The following is a 14,712-nucleotide window of genomic DNA, read 5'->3' as shown; positions in this document are numbered from 1 at the left end:
CGATCGGCCGCCGGTTCACCGGCGTAACTTCCCCGCCTGCGGCCGCGTGCTCATGCCGATGGTGACACGCTGCCGGTTGTCTCCGCGAACCATCGCGGGCACGGTCGTCGCCCGGCTTGATTGCCGGAGAACCAGGAGTCTACCGCCGGACACCCGAGGTCGGTTCGGTAGCGGCGGGAACGAGGAGATGCCGGTGCTCTCACGCACGCGATCAACTCTCCAGGCACGCTACGGTCCGGTCATGACTGGACCGCAGCTCTTCGCTCTCGCTTGGTCGATCATGGCCGTGATCATGGGGACCGGATGGTTCGTGCTCTCGACGAAGTTCGCCGATGCCGCCGAACGAGGGCCTAAGTGGCTTTGGATCCAACACAGCCGCCGAACCAACATCGTGGGCGCACGCGTGTTCGGCGTGGTGTTCGTAGTTCTCGGTTTGCTGGTCGGAATTCTTGCGCTGACGGGCATGCTGACGTAGGCGTGCACTGCGGCCCTTGCTTGGCTCAAGGTTTGGGTCTCACGGCATCAAAGTCGCAGAAATGGCACCCAGCGCGGATGCGGCTCCGTGTTCGTCAAGGGTTCCGGTGACCTCGTCAGCCGCCGCCCGCACCACGGCCGAAGCGTGCCCCATAGCTACCCCGCGGGCCGCCCAGCGCAGCATCTCCAGATCGTTCTCCCCGTCGCCGATCGCGAGTGTCCGCAACGGGTCTACGCCCAGGTTGGCCCGCACCTTCTCCAGGGCGGTCGCCTTGCTCAAGCCGGGAGCAGTGACATCCACCCAGCCCGGCTCCGTCAGAAGAGCAGTCAGACCGGTGGCGCGCACAGGCCCGACAAGGCGATCGACGCCGGGACCGCGCAGGACGAGCCGTGTCGTGGACCGCTCCCCCAGCGAGTCGGCCGAGACGATCTGCTGGGCACCGTTGAGCTGTCCAGTCGGGAACAGATGCGTGACGTCGTACCCCCACCCGACCCGTTCAGCGCCGACCCGCACGCCCGGAAGGATGGTTCGCGCGAGCCGCACGACCGGACCCGGGTCGAAGTTCCGCACCTCTTCCAGCTCGTAGCCGCGAGGCACCCGGGAGTCGAGACGCGCGGTGACAGCACCGTTGGACGCGATCACCCACTCGTCGGTCAGGCCGAGCTCCACGGCGATGGGCAGGACCCCGACCAGGGATCGCCCCGAGGCCAGCACCACGCGGTGCCCGTCTGCCCGGAAGCGGGCGACGGCGGTCTTGACCGTCGGCGCGATCTGCGTCGTGCCTGGCTGCGCCAGAGTGCCATCGATGTCGAGCGCCGCCAGCATCGGTCGGTTCTGGAGAGTGTCCTGATGGTTCATGGCCGGCGTCGCTTCCAGATCTGGGTCACGCTGGCTGGAACGCAGTGGGCGGAAGCGAGGTTGCTTACTAGGACAAATCGCTTCCAGTCTTCTAGACGGTCGCTCAATGCCTGCTGACAATGCTGGCGCCCTTCGGTGCTCATCGTCATGGTCGCCTCCAGGTTGGGCACCTCGGCTGCGTCGCGTGCGCCAACCCATCTCATGGCCTCTGATGTCATGCGACCTACCGTCTCCTCCAGTTGCAATGGGAACTAGATACCTCCTGTCGCCCCGCCTGTAGGCCATATGTAGGCCAGACTTGGAAGCATGGGGATCGGGGACCAGATTCGCCGGCGCAGGCTGGAACTTAGCTGGAGCCAGGACAGGTTGGCCGCAGAGGCGTGCCTGGCCGCAGGGGTGGCAACCGGCACTCTCGGGCGCCAGGAAATTTATCGATGGGAGAAAGCGAAGCGGACGCCGCGGGAGTGGCTCCCCTTCATCGCCAAGGCACTAGGCGTAACTCAGGAGGAACTGGCATCGCCGGACGCACCCGTGGCCTACGGAATGGCCCTGGGCGGCGTCTGGCACAGCCGCTACACCTACGAGAGCACGGGGCGCGGTCCCATCTCACGCCACCACTACGTGGTGATCCGTCAAGACGGCGATCGACTGACCGCTCAGAGCCGTCCCGGGTCCAACGACTCTCCCGTATCTCTGTCCTTGACGATGCGCGGGCCGATCGGAACTGGCACCTGGACGGAGCACACGGCCGTCAGGGGCTATTACCAAGGCGCCGTTTACCACGGCGCATTACAGGTCATCGTGGATCTCACCGGACGCAGCATGGCTGGCAAGTGGGTCGGATTCGACAAGGAATTCCGAGTCAACTCCGGGCCCTGGGCGCTCGATCTGATGGACGCTGCGACGGACGACGCGACGCTGAAGCGGTACAACAGGAGCCCGCAGACGTCGGAGACCGACTGAAGATCGAAAGGTCATCGGATCGACGCCGGTCGGAGCCATGGCGAAAGGACCCCGGATTCGCCTGCTAGTTTCCGCCCATGGCTTCCCACATCCTCAACATTCCCGGCGCTACCGGCCGGGTCGAGCTCGTTCCCGACATCTGGTGGGGGCGCAGCTACCTGACCGTCGACGGCAGCAAGGCGCCGAGCGCCGGCAAGCGGGCCTTCACGCTGCAGGGCACAGACGGCAATCCCGTGGTGGCGACGCTCGGGCGCACCGCCCTGTTCGCTTCGGTGCCGCCCGTCGAGGTGAACGGCGAGACGCATCTGGCGGTCGAACCGCCTCCCCTTGTCGTGCGCATCATCGGCATGCTGCCGATCATCCTCGTCGCGTTCGGTGGGCTTCTGGGCGGGCTGGTCGCGGTGCTGGCGATCATCGTGAACTTCAAGGTCGCCGGAAGCAGCCTGTCGACGGGCGCGAAGAGCGGAGTCATGATCGCCGTGGCCGCCGCCGCGTACGTCGTCTGGCTGGTGATCGCGGGCATCGCCGCGGCGAGTCTCTGATCGCCCGGGGACGATCTCTACCCCCTTCTGCTTGGACGCTCAGGACTCGAGGGCGTACCCGACGAGGACGGCGGCGGTGACCTCGACCGCACCCGGCGCGAGGTCGTCGGTCGAGTTCCCGCCGCCACCACCGGGGCCACGGGGTATCTCGCTCACGTCGGGGTTCAGGTCCTGGATGTGGATCGCGCCGCCGAGCTTCACCCCGGCGGCGTCGGCGTACACCTCGGCCTTGCGCCGGGCCGCCGCGACCGCCTCACGGCGGGCCTGGTCACGCATCGTCAGCTTGTCGAGCACGTCGAAGGTGACGCTGTCGACGTGCTCGGCGCCGGCCGCCACGATCGCGGTGACGAGCCGCTGGACGGCCTCGATCTCCTGAGTCTGGATCGCGTACTCGACCCGGCACCGGAACCCGAGGAGCTTCCGGGAATCGCCGTATCCGTCGTACGCCGACTTGATGGAGAGCCGCGATGAGGAGACGGCGCTGTCCGGGATGCCGTGCGCCCGGATCACCTCACGGACGCGGGTGACGGCCGTGCTCGCGCCGGCGAACGCCGCCTCGGCCTCCGCCTCGACCACGTCGACCGCGACGGCGATCCGCGCGATCTCGGGCTCGGCACGGACCACACCTGTCCCGTGGGCGCTCAGGCCCCAGGGCTGATCGATCTTCTGATGCATCCGCACATCCAACCGCACGTCATACCTCGGCTTGTCACCACTGCCGGAGCACGCTGGACGGTGGATGGTACTCAGGCGCCCCGAAGCGCTTCGACGAACTGATATCGGTTTCGACCGTCACATCACCCGCCTTGCATGGATTTACCTTGAAACTGAGGCTTGCGCAGGCTCCGATCGACGCCCTACGTTGTTGAAGCGCTTCGAGGGAATGGTCCCGTCGAAGCAGATGCTGGGCCGGAACCACTCGGCGAGCGATCGCCGCCGATCACTCAGACCGCTCGACGGAGAGCCAACCGCCCTCATCGAGCGACCCATGCGCGAAGAAGGGCATACCCGTGAAGAGACCCCCGTGGAAGAAGCTCGTCGCCCTGGCGGCCGGGCTGGCACTGTCGGCCAGCGCCGCCGCCCCCGCCGGCGCGCAGACGGCCGAGCGGAGCCAGTCCGACGCACCGGCGTCGGCCGCGGAGATCGTCGCCGCCATGCAGCCGGGCTGGAACCTCGGCAACTCCCTCGACGCACAGTGCTGCAGCGAGGGCGCCGACGAGACCGCCTGGGGCAACCCGCGCGTCGACGACACCTTCTTCAGGGACATCAAGGCCGAAGGCTTCAACTCGGTCCGCATCCCCGTGAGCTGGGGCAACCACACCGGTCCCGCGCCCGACTACACGGTCGAGCCCAAGACCATGGCGCGTGTGCAGGAGGTCGTGGACCTCGCCCTGGCGGAGGACCTCTACGTCATGATCAACACGCACCACGACTCATGGCAGTGGCTCACGCACATGCCCACCAAGCACGACGAGGTGCTGGCCCAGTACGACGCCACCTGGACCCAGATCGCGGACACCTTCAAGGACTACCCGCGCGAGCTGCTGTTCGAGTCGGTCAACGAGGTGAGCTTCACCGGCACCTCGGGCAACGAGGAGAGCCACCGCCACATCGCCGAGCTGAACAGCTCGTTCCACGAGATCGTGCGCTCGTCGGGAGGCGTCAACGCCGATCGTCTGCTGGTCCTGCCGACGATCAACACCGGAGCCGACCAGGTCCACATGGACGCCCTCGTCACCGAGATCGAGGCGCTCGACGACCCGATGCTGGCCGCCACCACCCACAACTACGGGTTCTGGCCGTTCAGCGTCAACGTCGCCGGGTACACCACCTACAACGAGGAGGTGCAGGGCCTGCTGGAGGAGAGCTTCCAGAGCCAGGTCGACACCTTCGTCTCGCAGGGCATCCCGGTGATCATCGGCGAGTACGGCCTGCTCGACAACTACGACAACAAGGTCGAGCGCGGCGAGTACCTGAAGTTCTTCGAGCACTTCGGCCACCTGGCCCGCACCTCGGGCATCACGACCATGTGGTGGGACAACGGCACGCACTTCGACCGCTTCATGCGCGAGTGGCGCGACGAGGAGCAGTTCGGCTACATCACCAGGGGCTGGACCGGACGCTCAGGCACCGCCTCGTCCGACCTCGTGTTCGTCGACTCGTCCAGCAAGATCAAGGACCGGTCGGTGACCCTGAACCTCAACGGCCTCAAGTTCAAGAAGCTCAAGTTCGGGAACACCACGCTGCGGTCCGGGAGCGACTACACCCGGTACGGCAACAAGCTCACGCTCAAGGCAAAGCTGCTCAAGAGCGTCCTCGGCGACCGGGAGATCGGGTCGAGCGCGGAGCTGCAGGTCATCTTCTCCGGCGGCATGCCGTGGAAGCTCCACGTGGTCACCTCCGAGGACCCGGCCGTCGAGGACGCCACCGGCACCAACGAGTCGCTGGCGATCCCCACGACGTTCAACGGCAACCAGCTCGCCACGATGGAGTCGGTGTACGACGACGGCACCGCGGCCGGGCACCACAGCTGGACCACGTTCCCGGAGTACTGGGACGACTTCCGGCCCGACTACGAGGCCGGGACCATCACGCTGACCAAGCGATACCTGGACAGCCTCAAGGACGGCGAGCCCGTGTCCCTGACGTTCCACTTCCGGAGCGGTCAGGCCCTGGAGTACACGGTCACCCGTGACGGCAGCGCCGTCACCGGCACCGCCTGACCTCCAAACACCTTCGGGGGCGGCACGTTCGTGCCGCCCCCGGGGCGTGGGGAAGCACCGAGCGACCCGCGCCGCAAGGGTCTGGACGAGGCGCTCACACGTTCCAGCAGCCCGGCCAGTCAGGCATCTCTGCCGGGCGGACGTTCGCCGTCGCCGGGGGCGTCGTCCTCGGCCGCCGGGGTGGCCCGCACCATCGCGAACACCGGGAAGAACGCCACACCGAGCGCGAGGCCGACCGCGAGGTTGTCCAGCGCCAGACCGAGCGCCAGACCGATGCTCAGGCCGAGCGCGACGCCGGCCCCCCAGTTCCGGCCGGCGGGCGGGGCGGTCTTGTTGCCGCTCTGGTCATCCGGTCCGGTGTTTGCCATGAACCCAACGTAGGCAGGTCGTGGTACGCGCGTCCTCCCCCCGGAGACTGATATTCCACAGTTCGTCCCCCCGTGGGCCTACGTCGTCTGGGCCTACGTCGTCTGGGCCTACCTCGTCTGGGCCTACGTCGTCTGGGCCTACGTCGTCTGGGCCTGCTCCGTCCGGGCCTACTTCGTCAGGACGTCATCCCGCAGCCGCTCCGCCAGCCCGCTCGCCCGCCGCGCCCGCCGCAGGACGGCCGCCCGCACCGCCTCCGGCGTCCCGACCACCCGCACCCGTCGCCGCGCACGCGTCACCGCCGTGTAGAACAGCTCGCGCGTGAGCAGCGGGGACGTCTCGTCCGGCAGCAGCACCGTCACCTCCTCGGCCTGGCTCCCCTGGCTCTTGTGCACCGTCATGGCGTGCAGTGTCTCGACGCCGCCCAGGCGGGAGACCGCGAACGACGCACCCCCGCTGATGTGGGCGCGCAGGTGCTCGCCGTCTGCCACCACCACCCCCGTGTCGCCGTTGAACAGGCCGAGGCTGTAGTCGTTGGCGGTGATCAGCACGGGCCTCCCCGCGTACCACTCCGTGCCGACGGCGACGCCGAGGTAGGCGCCGGAGGCCTCGCCGAGCCGGCGCTCGACCAGCCGGTTCCAGTGCGCCACGCCCCAGGGACCTTCCCGGTGGGCACACAGCAAGCGGTGCCGCTCGGCCGTTGCGAGCGCCCCGGCGGCGTCGCCCGCCAGCGCCAGGCCGCGGACGTCGAGGGCGTGCCGCGCCAGCTCGTCCTGGAGGGCGGCGAGCCCGGCCGCGTCGTCGGGGTGGACGAGCTTCACGGCGCCGTCGTCCGCCGTCAGCTCGGCGAGCACCGCGTCCGGGTCGCCGTCCTGGATCGCGGCGGCCAACCGGGTGATCGCTGTGCTCTCCGAGCGGTGGTCGGTGACCAGCGCCGATACGACGCCGTCGGTGCGTGCCCCGAGCCCGGCGACGAGGTCGGCGAGGACCGCGCCGGCCTCGACGGAGGCGAGCTGGTCGGGGTCGCCCACGAGCACGAGCCGCGCGTCGGGGCGCACCGCCTCCAGCAGCCGGGCCATGAGCGTGAGCGAGACCATGGACGTCTCGTCGACCACGACGACGTCGTGCGGCAGGCGGTTGGAGCGGTCGTGCCGGAACCGGGTGCTCGACCCGGGTCGCCAGCCGAGCAGCCGGTGCAGTGTGCCGGCCTGGAGGCCGGCGAGTCGACGGCGGTCGTCGTCGGTGAACTCCGGTCGCCCGGGCTCTTGGGGCGCGCCGAGCGAGTCGGCCACCGCCTCCTGCATCCGGGCGGCCGCCTTGCCGGTGGGGGCGGCGAGGGCGATGCGCAGGCGGCGTCCGCCGGCGTGCTCGGCCTGCTCCGCCAGCAGGGCGAGGAGGCCGGCCACTGTCGTCGTCTTGCCGCGGCCGGGGCCGCCGGTGAGCACGGTGGTGAGGCGTCGCGCGGTCGACAGCGCCGCCACGCGCTGCTCGGCGTACGCGTCGCCGGGGAAGAGCCGCGCGGCGCTGTCCTCGAGCAGGGCGTCGTCGACGGGCGGGGCGGGTGCTGCCAGCCGGCCGACGACGTCGTCGCGCACCTGCCGCTCCTCGCGCCAGTACCGGTCGAGGTAGAGCAGGCCGAGGTCGGCCCGCACGACCGACCGCTCGGCGAGCGGGCTGGCCGCAACCCGGTCGAGCCAGCCGTCGGCGGAGGGCCAGGGCAGGGGCGGCGCCTCGTCCGGGGTCCCGGCCGCGCCCGCTCCTCCGCCGTCCGACCCGCCGTCGCCGAAGCCACCCAGGTCCACGCACACCGACCCCTGCCGCACCGCCCGCACCGCGAGCGCCACGGCGAGGCGCACGGTCTCGTCGTCCTCACCGACGACGTCGGCGGTGCGGCGTGCGACGTGCACGTCGGCGGCGGTGAGGACGCCGGCGTGATTGAAGGTGCGCAGCAGCCCGGTCGCGCCGAGTGCCAGGCGGGCGTCGTGGGGGTCGTCGCTGGTCCAGCGCTCGATCGCGGGCGTCATGCGGCCTGCTCCCCTGCGGCTCCGGCGAGCAGGTCGGAGAGCGCGACCAGGAGCGCCGTCGGCGGCTGCCAGGAGAACACGCCCGCGGGACTGCCGCTCGCGCCAGAGGCGCCGCCCGAGTCGGGGGTGTCCGGCCCCGCCATCCCGCGCACGAAGAGGTAGAGCGCCCCGCCCAGGTGGGTGTCGGGGTCGTAGCCGGGCAGTCGCCAGCGCAGGTAGCGGTGCAGCACCGCGCCGTACAGCAGGGCCTGCAGCGGGTAGTGCGAGTGCAGCATGGCCTCGGCCATGCGGTCGCGCGAGTAGTCGGCGACGGCGGGCCCGAGGAAGTTCGTCTTGTAGTCGACGACGACGAACCGCCCGGACGGCAGCCGCAGGACGACGTCGATCGAGCCGGTGAGGTAGCCGCGCAGCGTCTGGTCCCCGAGGGCGGGGTGGTCGAGCCGGTCGGCGTAGGCGGCGAGCGGGTCGTCGGCGGGCAGGTGGGTGCGCAGCAGCGGGGCGAGGTCGCCCAGCCGGGCCTCGGCGCGGCCTCGGCCACCTCGGACGGCGCCGAGGTCGCCGCCGTTCAGCGGCAGCTCGAACGTCAGCTCGCGGAGCCGGTCCGGCAGGCCGATCTCGCCCAGTGTCAGGCCGCCGGCCAGCGGGCCGAGCGGCGTGCGGTGCAGCGGCAGGAGACCGTCGGCGATCGCCTCGGGATCGGCCTGCACGGGCCACCAGCGCAGCTGCTCGCTGACGTGCTCCAGCAGCTCGGCGCGCAGGTCGGGCGCGAACGGGTCGGCGTCCTCCAGCACGGCGTGCACCAGCGACCCGAAGGCCGCGCCCATGGGCAGGTCCGCCATGGGCGACGTCCCGCCGTCGGGCGTCGCCGGCTCCTCGACGTCGGGGACGCCGGGCTCCAGCGCGGCCGGCTCGTCGTCCTTGCCCGCGGCCTCGGGCTCGCTGCCCACGTGGGGTCCGTCGTCGGCGGCCGCGATGAGGCCGCTGTAGGAGGTGCGCCGCCACTCGGTGTCGACGGCGCGGTCGAAGGCACGCGCCTCGAACGGCGTGTGCCCGTCCGCAGGTGCGGGGGCGGACGCCTCGGCGGGTTCCGCGACCTCGGCCGCCGGGCCGCCCAGCTCCTCCAGCAGCCCGAGGACGCGGGTGGCGTAGTCGTCGTCCTTGATCGGCTGTGTGCCCGGGACCTCGCGCGTGCCGGGGGTGCGGCCGAACAGGAGGCGGTGCAGCCCGCTGGTCGGGGTGCTAGACGTCGGCGCCCACCACGCCACGACCTGCGACTGCGCGCGGGTCAGGGCCACGTAGAGCTTGCGGAGCTCCTCGCCGTCCTCCTCCGCGCGGTGCGCGGCGCAGTGGGCGTCCCAGTGCGCTCCGGAGCCGGAGACGTCGATCGTCCGGGCGCCGCGGTCGTCGTGGTAGAGCGCGATGTCGACCGGGCGCGTGTAGTTGTCGTAGCCGAACGGCAGGTACACCACGGGGTACTGCAGCCCCTTGCTGCCGTGCACCGTGACGATCTGCACGGCCGCGGCGTCGGAGTCCAGGCGGCGCGGCCGCTCGGCCGTGCCCGTCCGGCGCCGCTCGTCGCGGAACCAGGCCAGCAGGGCCGTCAGGCCCAGCGACTCGGTGACGCTCACCTCGTGCAGGAGCTGCCCCAGGTGTCGGACGTCGGTCAGCAGCCGCTCGCCCTCGGCCTGAGCCAGCACCCGGCCGCTGAGCCCGCGCTCCTCGGCGGCCTCCAGGAGGGCGGCGACTCCCCGGTGGCGGAGCAGGATCGCCCAGCCGCGCAGGGTGTCGGCGTCGCGCGCGGTCAGGGCCTCGCCGCCCTCGTCGAGGTCGGCGGCGGTGCGGCCGAGGAACGACGTGAGGGCCGCCGCGCGCACCAGGCCCGAGCGGTGCGGGGACTCCAGCGCCTCCAGCAGGGTCAGCCACTCGTCGGCGGCGGCCGTCTCGAACACGTCGCCGCCGGGCATCACGGCCGCGACGCCGCGCTGCGCGAGCGCGTCCTGGACGAGCCGGCCGTGCACCCGCGCCGAGACGAGGACGGCGACGTCGCCCGGCACCAGCGGGCGTCCGTCCCACGTCGCGCCCGAGGCGAGCAGCCCCGCGACGTCGGCGGCGAGGTCCGCCGCGACGTGCTGCCGCGCGGCGCCGACCTGGATCGCACCGCTGCGGACCCTGGGCAGCCCCTCGCGCAGCACCTGCCGCAGCCGGAACGGCGCCGGGTGCGGCGCTCCGGCCAGCCGGCTGTCCCCGCCCTCGGCCGTCACGGGGTGCACCACGATCTCCGCGTGTCCGAGCGCCGCGTTACCCAGCAGCACCCCCAGGGTCTCGACCAGCGGCGCGTCGGATCGCCAGTTGCTGCCGAGCGTCGCCCGGGTGGCGGCGCCCCGGGCGGCGTCGAGGTACGCGACGACGTCGCCGCCGCGGAAGGCGTAGATGGCCTGCTTGGGGTCGCCGACCAGGACCGTCGCCTGCGCCTGCGCCTCGTGGTGCGCACCGCCGAAGGCGCGGTCCAGCACCTGCCACTGCACGGGGTCCGTGTCCTGGAACTCGTCGACCAGCACGACCTTCCAGCGTTCGCGCATCCGTGCGCCGACCGCGGCACCGCCGTCGGCGGTCGCCGGGTCCAGGGCGTCGGCGAGCCGCCCGAGCAGGTCGTCGTACGACAGGATGCCGAGGCGGCGCTTGCGCCGCTCCATCTCGGCGCGCACCTCGCGGGCGAAGGACACGCGGGCAGAGCCGACGGCGTCGGCCGGGTCGGCGTCGGCGAGCGCGGCGCGCGGGTCCTCCACGGCGGCGGTGGCGACCTTGAGGGCGCAGGCCCGGTCGAAGGGCGGCGGCTCCGGGGCGCTGCCGTAGCGCCGGAGGTAGAGGTCGTCGACGACCTCGACGGTGAGCTCGGTCAGGGACTCGACCAGCTCGGCGCCGGGCTCGGTGTCCCCGGCGACGCCGAGCGAGCGCAGCACGAGCTGGCAGAACTGGTGGATCGTCGCGATGGTGGCGTGGTCGAACGAGGCCAGCGCGTCGGCCAGACGCCGGTGCCGGGCGGCCCGCTCGGCGTCGTCGACGTCGAGCAGCGCTGCCAGGACCTCGTCGACCGGTCCGGTGTCGCCGCCCGCGAGGGCTGCCGCGAACGCACGCTCGGCCCGCAGGAGCGCGCCGCGCACCCGGTCGCGCAGCTCCTGCGTCGCGGCGCGGCCGAAGGTCACGACCAGCATCTGGTCGAGCGGCACGACGCCCTCGGCGACGTACCGGGTCACGAGCGCGCCGATCGCGAAGGTCTTGCCGGTGCCTGCGCTGGCCTCCAGCAGGGCTGTGCCCCGCGGCAGCGGCCCGGTGAGGTCGAAGACGTCCATCAGTCGCTGAACCTCTCGTTCTCCAGCAGCGGGCTCCAGACGCGCATCGCCAGCGCGCCGAAGCGGGTGGCCTCCCCCGGGTGTTCCTCGCCGGGCCGCGGTTCCTCGCCCGTACCGGGCAGCGGCGCCCTGGGGCCGTGGACCCGCAGGTGCTCGGGTTCCGCGCACTCGCCGTCGAGGCGGCCGCCCGGCCCCAGCTGCCCGGTCCAGACCTGCCCGGCCCGGAACTGCGCGTCGGCGGGGTCGGCGCGGCTCCGGCGCTCGTCGGCGTAGACCGCCGACGCCTTGACCGGCAGCGGCAGCGGCTCGGTGAGCCCGCGGTCGCGCAGCGCGACGAGGTCGCGCAGCAGGTCGACGGCGGTATGGTCCAGCGGGCCCTGCTTGGACCCCTGCCAGGTCTTGCGGGACCGCGGGTTGGTCGGCCGGCCGAACGTGAAACCGACCCAGGGCCGGTCGTCGTCGGACGCCGCGAGCGCCAGCAGCCGGATCCACGTCCCCAGGCGCTGCCGGCCGCCGAGCCGGGCGTACGACACCGCGACGAGGCGGTCGCCGTGCACGCCGGGCACCGAGCCGCGCAAGCTGCGTCCGCCGCCCAGGTCGACGTCGATGTCCACGACCCGCGCGGGGCTCGCCCGCACGCCCTGGGCGGCGTCGGCGAGCGGGCCCACCTCCGCGGCGATGCCGACCAGGGGGCGCCAGCCGAGGCGGCCGGGCGGGAGCTGCCCGCGGCGCCACTCCTTCTGGACGGCGTCCGGGACCGCGGCGCCGTCCAGCACGTCCCGCAGCACTCGCTCCCCCGCGGCCCAGCGGCCCCGTCCGTCGAGCTCGACGGGCAGCCCGTCGTCGAGCGGTTCCTCGTCCCAGGACCGGCCGACGTCGAGGCGTTGGACGAGGAACCCGCGCGCGGGCGAGCGGTAGAACTCGAGCAGCTTGTCGAGTGGGACGACGCCGTCATCCGCGCCCGCTCCGGCCGTCGCGACCGGGGCCAGCGGCGCGGCCAGGAACGGACCCACCGGGGTCCGGGCGCCGGTCGCGGCGCGGGCCCCGGCCAGGGCCGCGCGGTCGAACGTGAAGGCCGATCCGGGCACGAGCGCCCCGGGTTCGACGTTGCGCCGGTCGAAGGGCTGCAGCGGGTGCCGGACGGTCACCGCCCGGGACACCGGGCGCCCGTCGGGCGTCCGCGCCGTCTCGTCGAGGGCGTCGAGCAGCTCGCCCAGCGGCACCGCGGGCGGGCGCTCCTGGCCCGAGTACTCGTCGGCGCCGCTGTAGGTCACCACCAGGGTCTCGGTGGCGGCGAGGATCGCGTCGAGGAACAGCTGCCGGTCCTCGCTGCGCGGGTCCCGCTCGCCGGTCCTCGGCTCGCGGGCCAGCACGTCGTCGCCGTCGGTGATGCCGACGCGCGGGAAGACGCCGTCGTCGAGGCCCAGCAGGGCGATGACGCGGTGCGGCACCGACCGCATCGGCACGAGCGTGGCGACGGTCAGGGTTCCGGTGCGGAAGTTCGACCGGGTCGGGCGGCCGGCCACGCGGTCGGCGAGCAGCGCGCGCACGTCCGGCAGCCGCAGGGACACCGCGAGGTCCGTCGCGTCGTCCCGCACGCGGGCGAGCTCGCGCCGCACCTGCGCGAGCTGCCACGCGTCCGACGTCGGCACGATGGTGAGCGCCGCGACACCGTCCTCGAGCGCGGTCAGCCAATGCTCGAGCGGATGCCCGCCCACGAGCGCGTCGGTGACGTTCCGCAGCCGCTCCACCAGCTCGGTCAGGCGGCCGACGAGCTCGACCTGCCCGCTGCCGACGTCGTCCAGCGGCAGGGTGCGCTCCAACCAGGTGCCCGTGTCGTCGGACATCGTGACACCGGCGAGCAGCCGGTCCACGCCCTCCTGCCAGGTGCCGGAGCCGTAGTCGGCCAGGCCGAAGTCGGCGCGGTGCGCGGCGTCGAACCCCCAGCGCACGCCGGTCTCGCGGGCCCACTGCGCGAGCTGCTCCAGGTCGTCGTCGCGGAACCCGAAGCGCCGGCGCACGGGTTCGGCGTGGGCGAGGTCCACGACGTCGCCCACCCCCGCCCGGCCGCCGGCGAGGTCGAGCAGGCGCATCACCACGGCGAGCAGCGGGTTGGTCCGGTCCAGCGCCCGGTCGGCGAGCCGCACCCGCAGGCCGTGCGCGGGGTGGCCCTGGGGGCCTACGACGTCGGCCAGGCCGAAGGCGGCGGTGACCAGGGGCGCGTAGGTCTCGATGTCGGGGCACATGACGAGCACGTCGCGCGGTTCCAGCGTCGGGTCGTCGGCGAGCAGGCCGAGCAGCACGTCGCGCAGCACCTCGACCTGCCGGGCCGGGCCGTGGCAGGCGTGCACCTGGACCGAGCGGTCGGCCGGGTCGAGGAGGCGCGCGCCGACGTCGCCGACCGCGTCGGCGCGCAGGTCGTGCTGCAGCATCCCGAGGAGGGTCGACGGCGGTTCTGCTTCGTCGTCACCGCCTGCTCCGCCCGCGACGGGCTCGTCCCGCAGCTCGATCGCCGACAGGGTGCGCTGCAGCTCGCGCGTGTCCCGGCCGAGCGTGGCCAGCAGCCGATGCCCGACGCGCTCGTGCGAACGGTCCGCGGCCCGGTCGACGGGCCCGCCGAGGTCCTTGAGCGCGGACCACAGCGGCGCCGAGGGATGCGGCAGCCACAGGTGCACGTCGCGGTGCGCGCCGAGCGCGCCGACCAGCTCCACCTCGCTCGCGGCCAGACGGGTGTGGCCGAACAGGGACAGGCGCCCGGGCAGGTCAAAAACGCCAGGCTCGGCACTCAGCCGGTCGACGACGGCGGCATGCCGCACGTGCGGCGGCTCGGCGTCCACCCGCTCGGCCAGGGCCCGCCACAGCGGCGGCTGCCACGCGAGGTCGGCGGGGACCGCGCGTCCGCACCCGTCGGTGTCGCGGCCCGCGGCCCAGTCCGCGACCAGCACCGGACGCTGGGCGGCGTACCCCGCCATCAGCCGCGCCAACCGGCGGGCGACGGAGAGCCGACGGCCGCGCCGCAGGTCCCCCTCCTCGCCCGGTATCCCGTGCCCGAGATGCTGGGCGAGCAGCGCGGCCCACGGCTCGTCGAGGCTCGCGTCGATCGCCGCCAGCAGCGGCCAGGTCAGCGCGTCCGGCGCCCACGGGTCGTCGTCGCGCGTGCCCGTGACCTCGGCGAACAGCGAGTGCGGCGAGCGCAGGTCGACGCCGGCGCAGACGCCGTCCTCCTGCCCGGGACCGGAACCGAGGTGGTGGCTGAGCCGCTGCGCGAGCCAGCGTTCGACGCCGCGGGCGGGCACCACGACGACCTCGGTCGCGAACGGGTCATCCAGGGGCGTGGCGAGCAGGTCCCCCAGGCCCCGCGCGAGCAGGTCCGTGCGCGGAGCACGATGAAGGACGACTGCCATGGCGCCA

10 protein-coding genes are annotated in these 14,712 nt (G+C 72.7%); 4 read left to right on the top strand and 6 right to left on the bottom strand.

Translation table 11 applies throughout. From position 1 onward, the window contains the following. The first annotated feature begins 241 nt into the window (after window positions 1-241). Window positions 242-475: a hypothetical protein gene (locus ACNYC2_RS07870; protein ID WP_419706490.1), complete on the top strand. Its 234-nt coding sequence runs from the start codon at window positions 242-244 to the stop codon at window positions 473-475. Between the two features lie 39 nt (window positions 476-514). On the opposite strand, the gene ACNYC2_RS07865 is transcribed toward ACNYC2_RS07870, so the two are convergent. Next, the gene (locus ACNYC2_RS07865) at window positions 515-1,300 is read right to left on the bottom strand and encodes an HAD family hydrolase (protein ID WP_419706489.1); all 786 of its coding nucleotides are present in this window, start codon (window positions 1,298-1,300) and stop codon (window positions 515-517) included. A 339-nt stretch (window positions 1,301-1,639) separates the two neighbouring features. On the opposite strand from ACNYC2_RS07865, the gene ACNYC2_RS07860 reads away from it, so the two are divergent. Next, window positions 1,640-2,296 carry a helix-turn-helix transcriptional regulator gene (locus ACNYC2_RS07860; protein WP_419706488.1) on the top strand — a complete coding sequence of 219 codons (657 nt, stop codon included), beginning with the start codon at window positions 1,640-1,642 and terminating at the stop codon, window positions 2,294-2,296. A 77-nt stretch (window positions 2,297-2,373) separates the two neighbouring features. Next, window positions 2,374-2,838, top strand: coding sequence for a hypothetical protein (locus ACNYC2_RS07855; protein WP_419706487.1), 465 nt, complete (start codon window positions 2,374-2,376; stop codon window positions 2,836-2,838). Window positions 2,839-2,877: 39 nt separating this feature from the next. Here the strand turns inward: ACNYC2_RS07855 and ACNYC2_RS07850 are convergent, their stop codons facing one another. After that, a complete protein-coding gene (locus ACNYC2_RS07850; protein WP_419706486.1) occupies window positions 2,878-3,513 on the bottom strand; it encodes an SIMPL domain-containing protein in 636 nt (211 codons plus the stop codon). 335 nt (window positions 3,514-3,848) lie between these two features. Here ACNYC2_RS07850 and ACNYC2_RS07845 point away from each other — a divergent pair, with 335 nt between their 5' ends. Further along, window positions 3,849-5,561 (top strand): cellulase family glycosylhydrolase, encoded by a 1,713-nt coding sequence (locus tag ACNYC2_RS07845; RefSeq protein WP_419706485.1) that lies wholly within the window; start codon window positions 3,849-3,851, stop codon window positions 5,559-5,561. Between the two features lie 119 nt (window positions 5,562-5,680). Here ACNYC2_RS07845 and ACNYC2_RS07840 read toward each other — a convergent pair whose 3' ends face one another. From ACNYC2_RS07840 to recC, 4 genes are all read right to left on the bottom strand, one after another. Then, window positions 5,681-5,929: a hypothetical protein gene (locus ACNYC2_RS07840; protein WP_419706484.1), complete on the bottom strand. Its 249-nt coding sequence runs from the start codon at window positions 5,927-5,929 to the stop codon at window positions 5,681-5,683. A gap of 168 nt (window positions 5,930-6,097) precedes the next feature. Further along, entirely contained in the window at window positions 6,098-7,951 is a 1,854-nt protein-coding gene (recD, locus tag ACNYC2_RS07835; RefSeq protein ID WP_419706483.1) for an exodeoxyribonuclease V subunit alpha, read from the bottom strand. Then, the gene (locus ACNYC2_RS07830) at window positions 7,948-11,301 is read right to left on the bottom strand and encodes a UvrD-helicase domain-containing protein (protein ID WP_419706482.1); all 3,354 of its coding nucleotides are present in this window, start codon (window positions 11,299-11,301) and stop codon (window positions 7,948-7,950) included. The genes recD and ACNYC2_RS07830 overlap by 4 nt, the downstream gene beginning before the upstream one ends. Further along, a complete protein-coding gene (recC, locus tag ACNYC2_RS07825) occupies window positions 11,301-14,705 on the bottom strand; it encodes an exodeoxyribonuclease V subunit gamma (RefSeq protein ID WP_419706481.1) in 3,405 nt (1,134 codons plus the stop codon). The genes ACNYC2_RS07830 and recC overlap by 1 nt, the downstream gene beginning before the upstream one ends. Window positions 14,706-14,712: the final 7 nt, after the last annotated feature.

Source organism: Promicromonospora sp. NFX87, from assembly GCF_048564965.1.
Taxonomy (GTDB): domain Bacteria; phylum Actinomycetota; class Actinomycetes; order Actinomycetales; family Cellulomonadaceae; genus Promicromonospora.
Note: the sequence above shows the minus strand (reverse complement) of the source record. Positions and strands in the feature narration are given on the sequence as shown.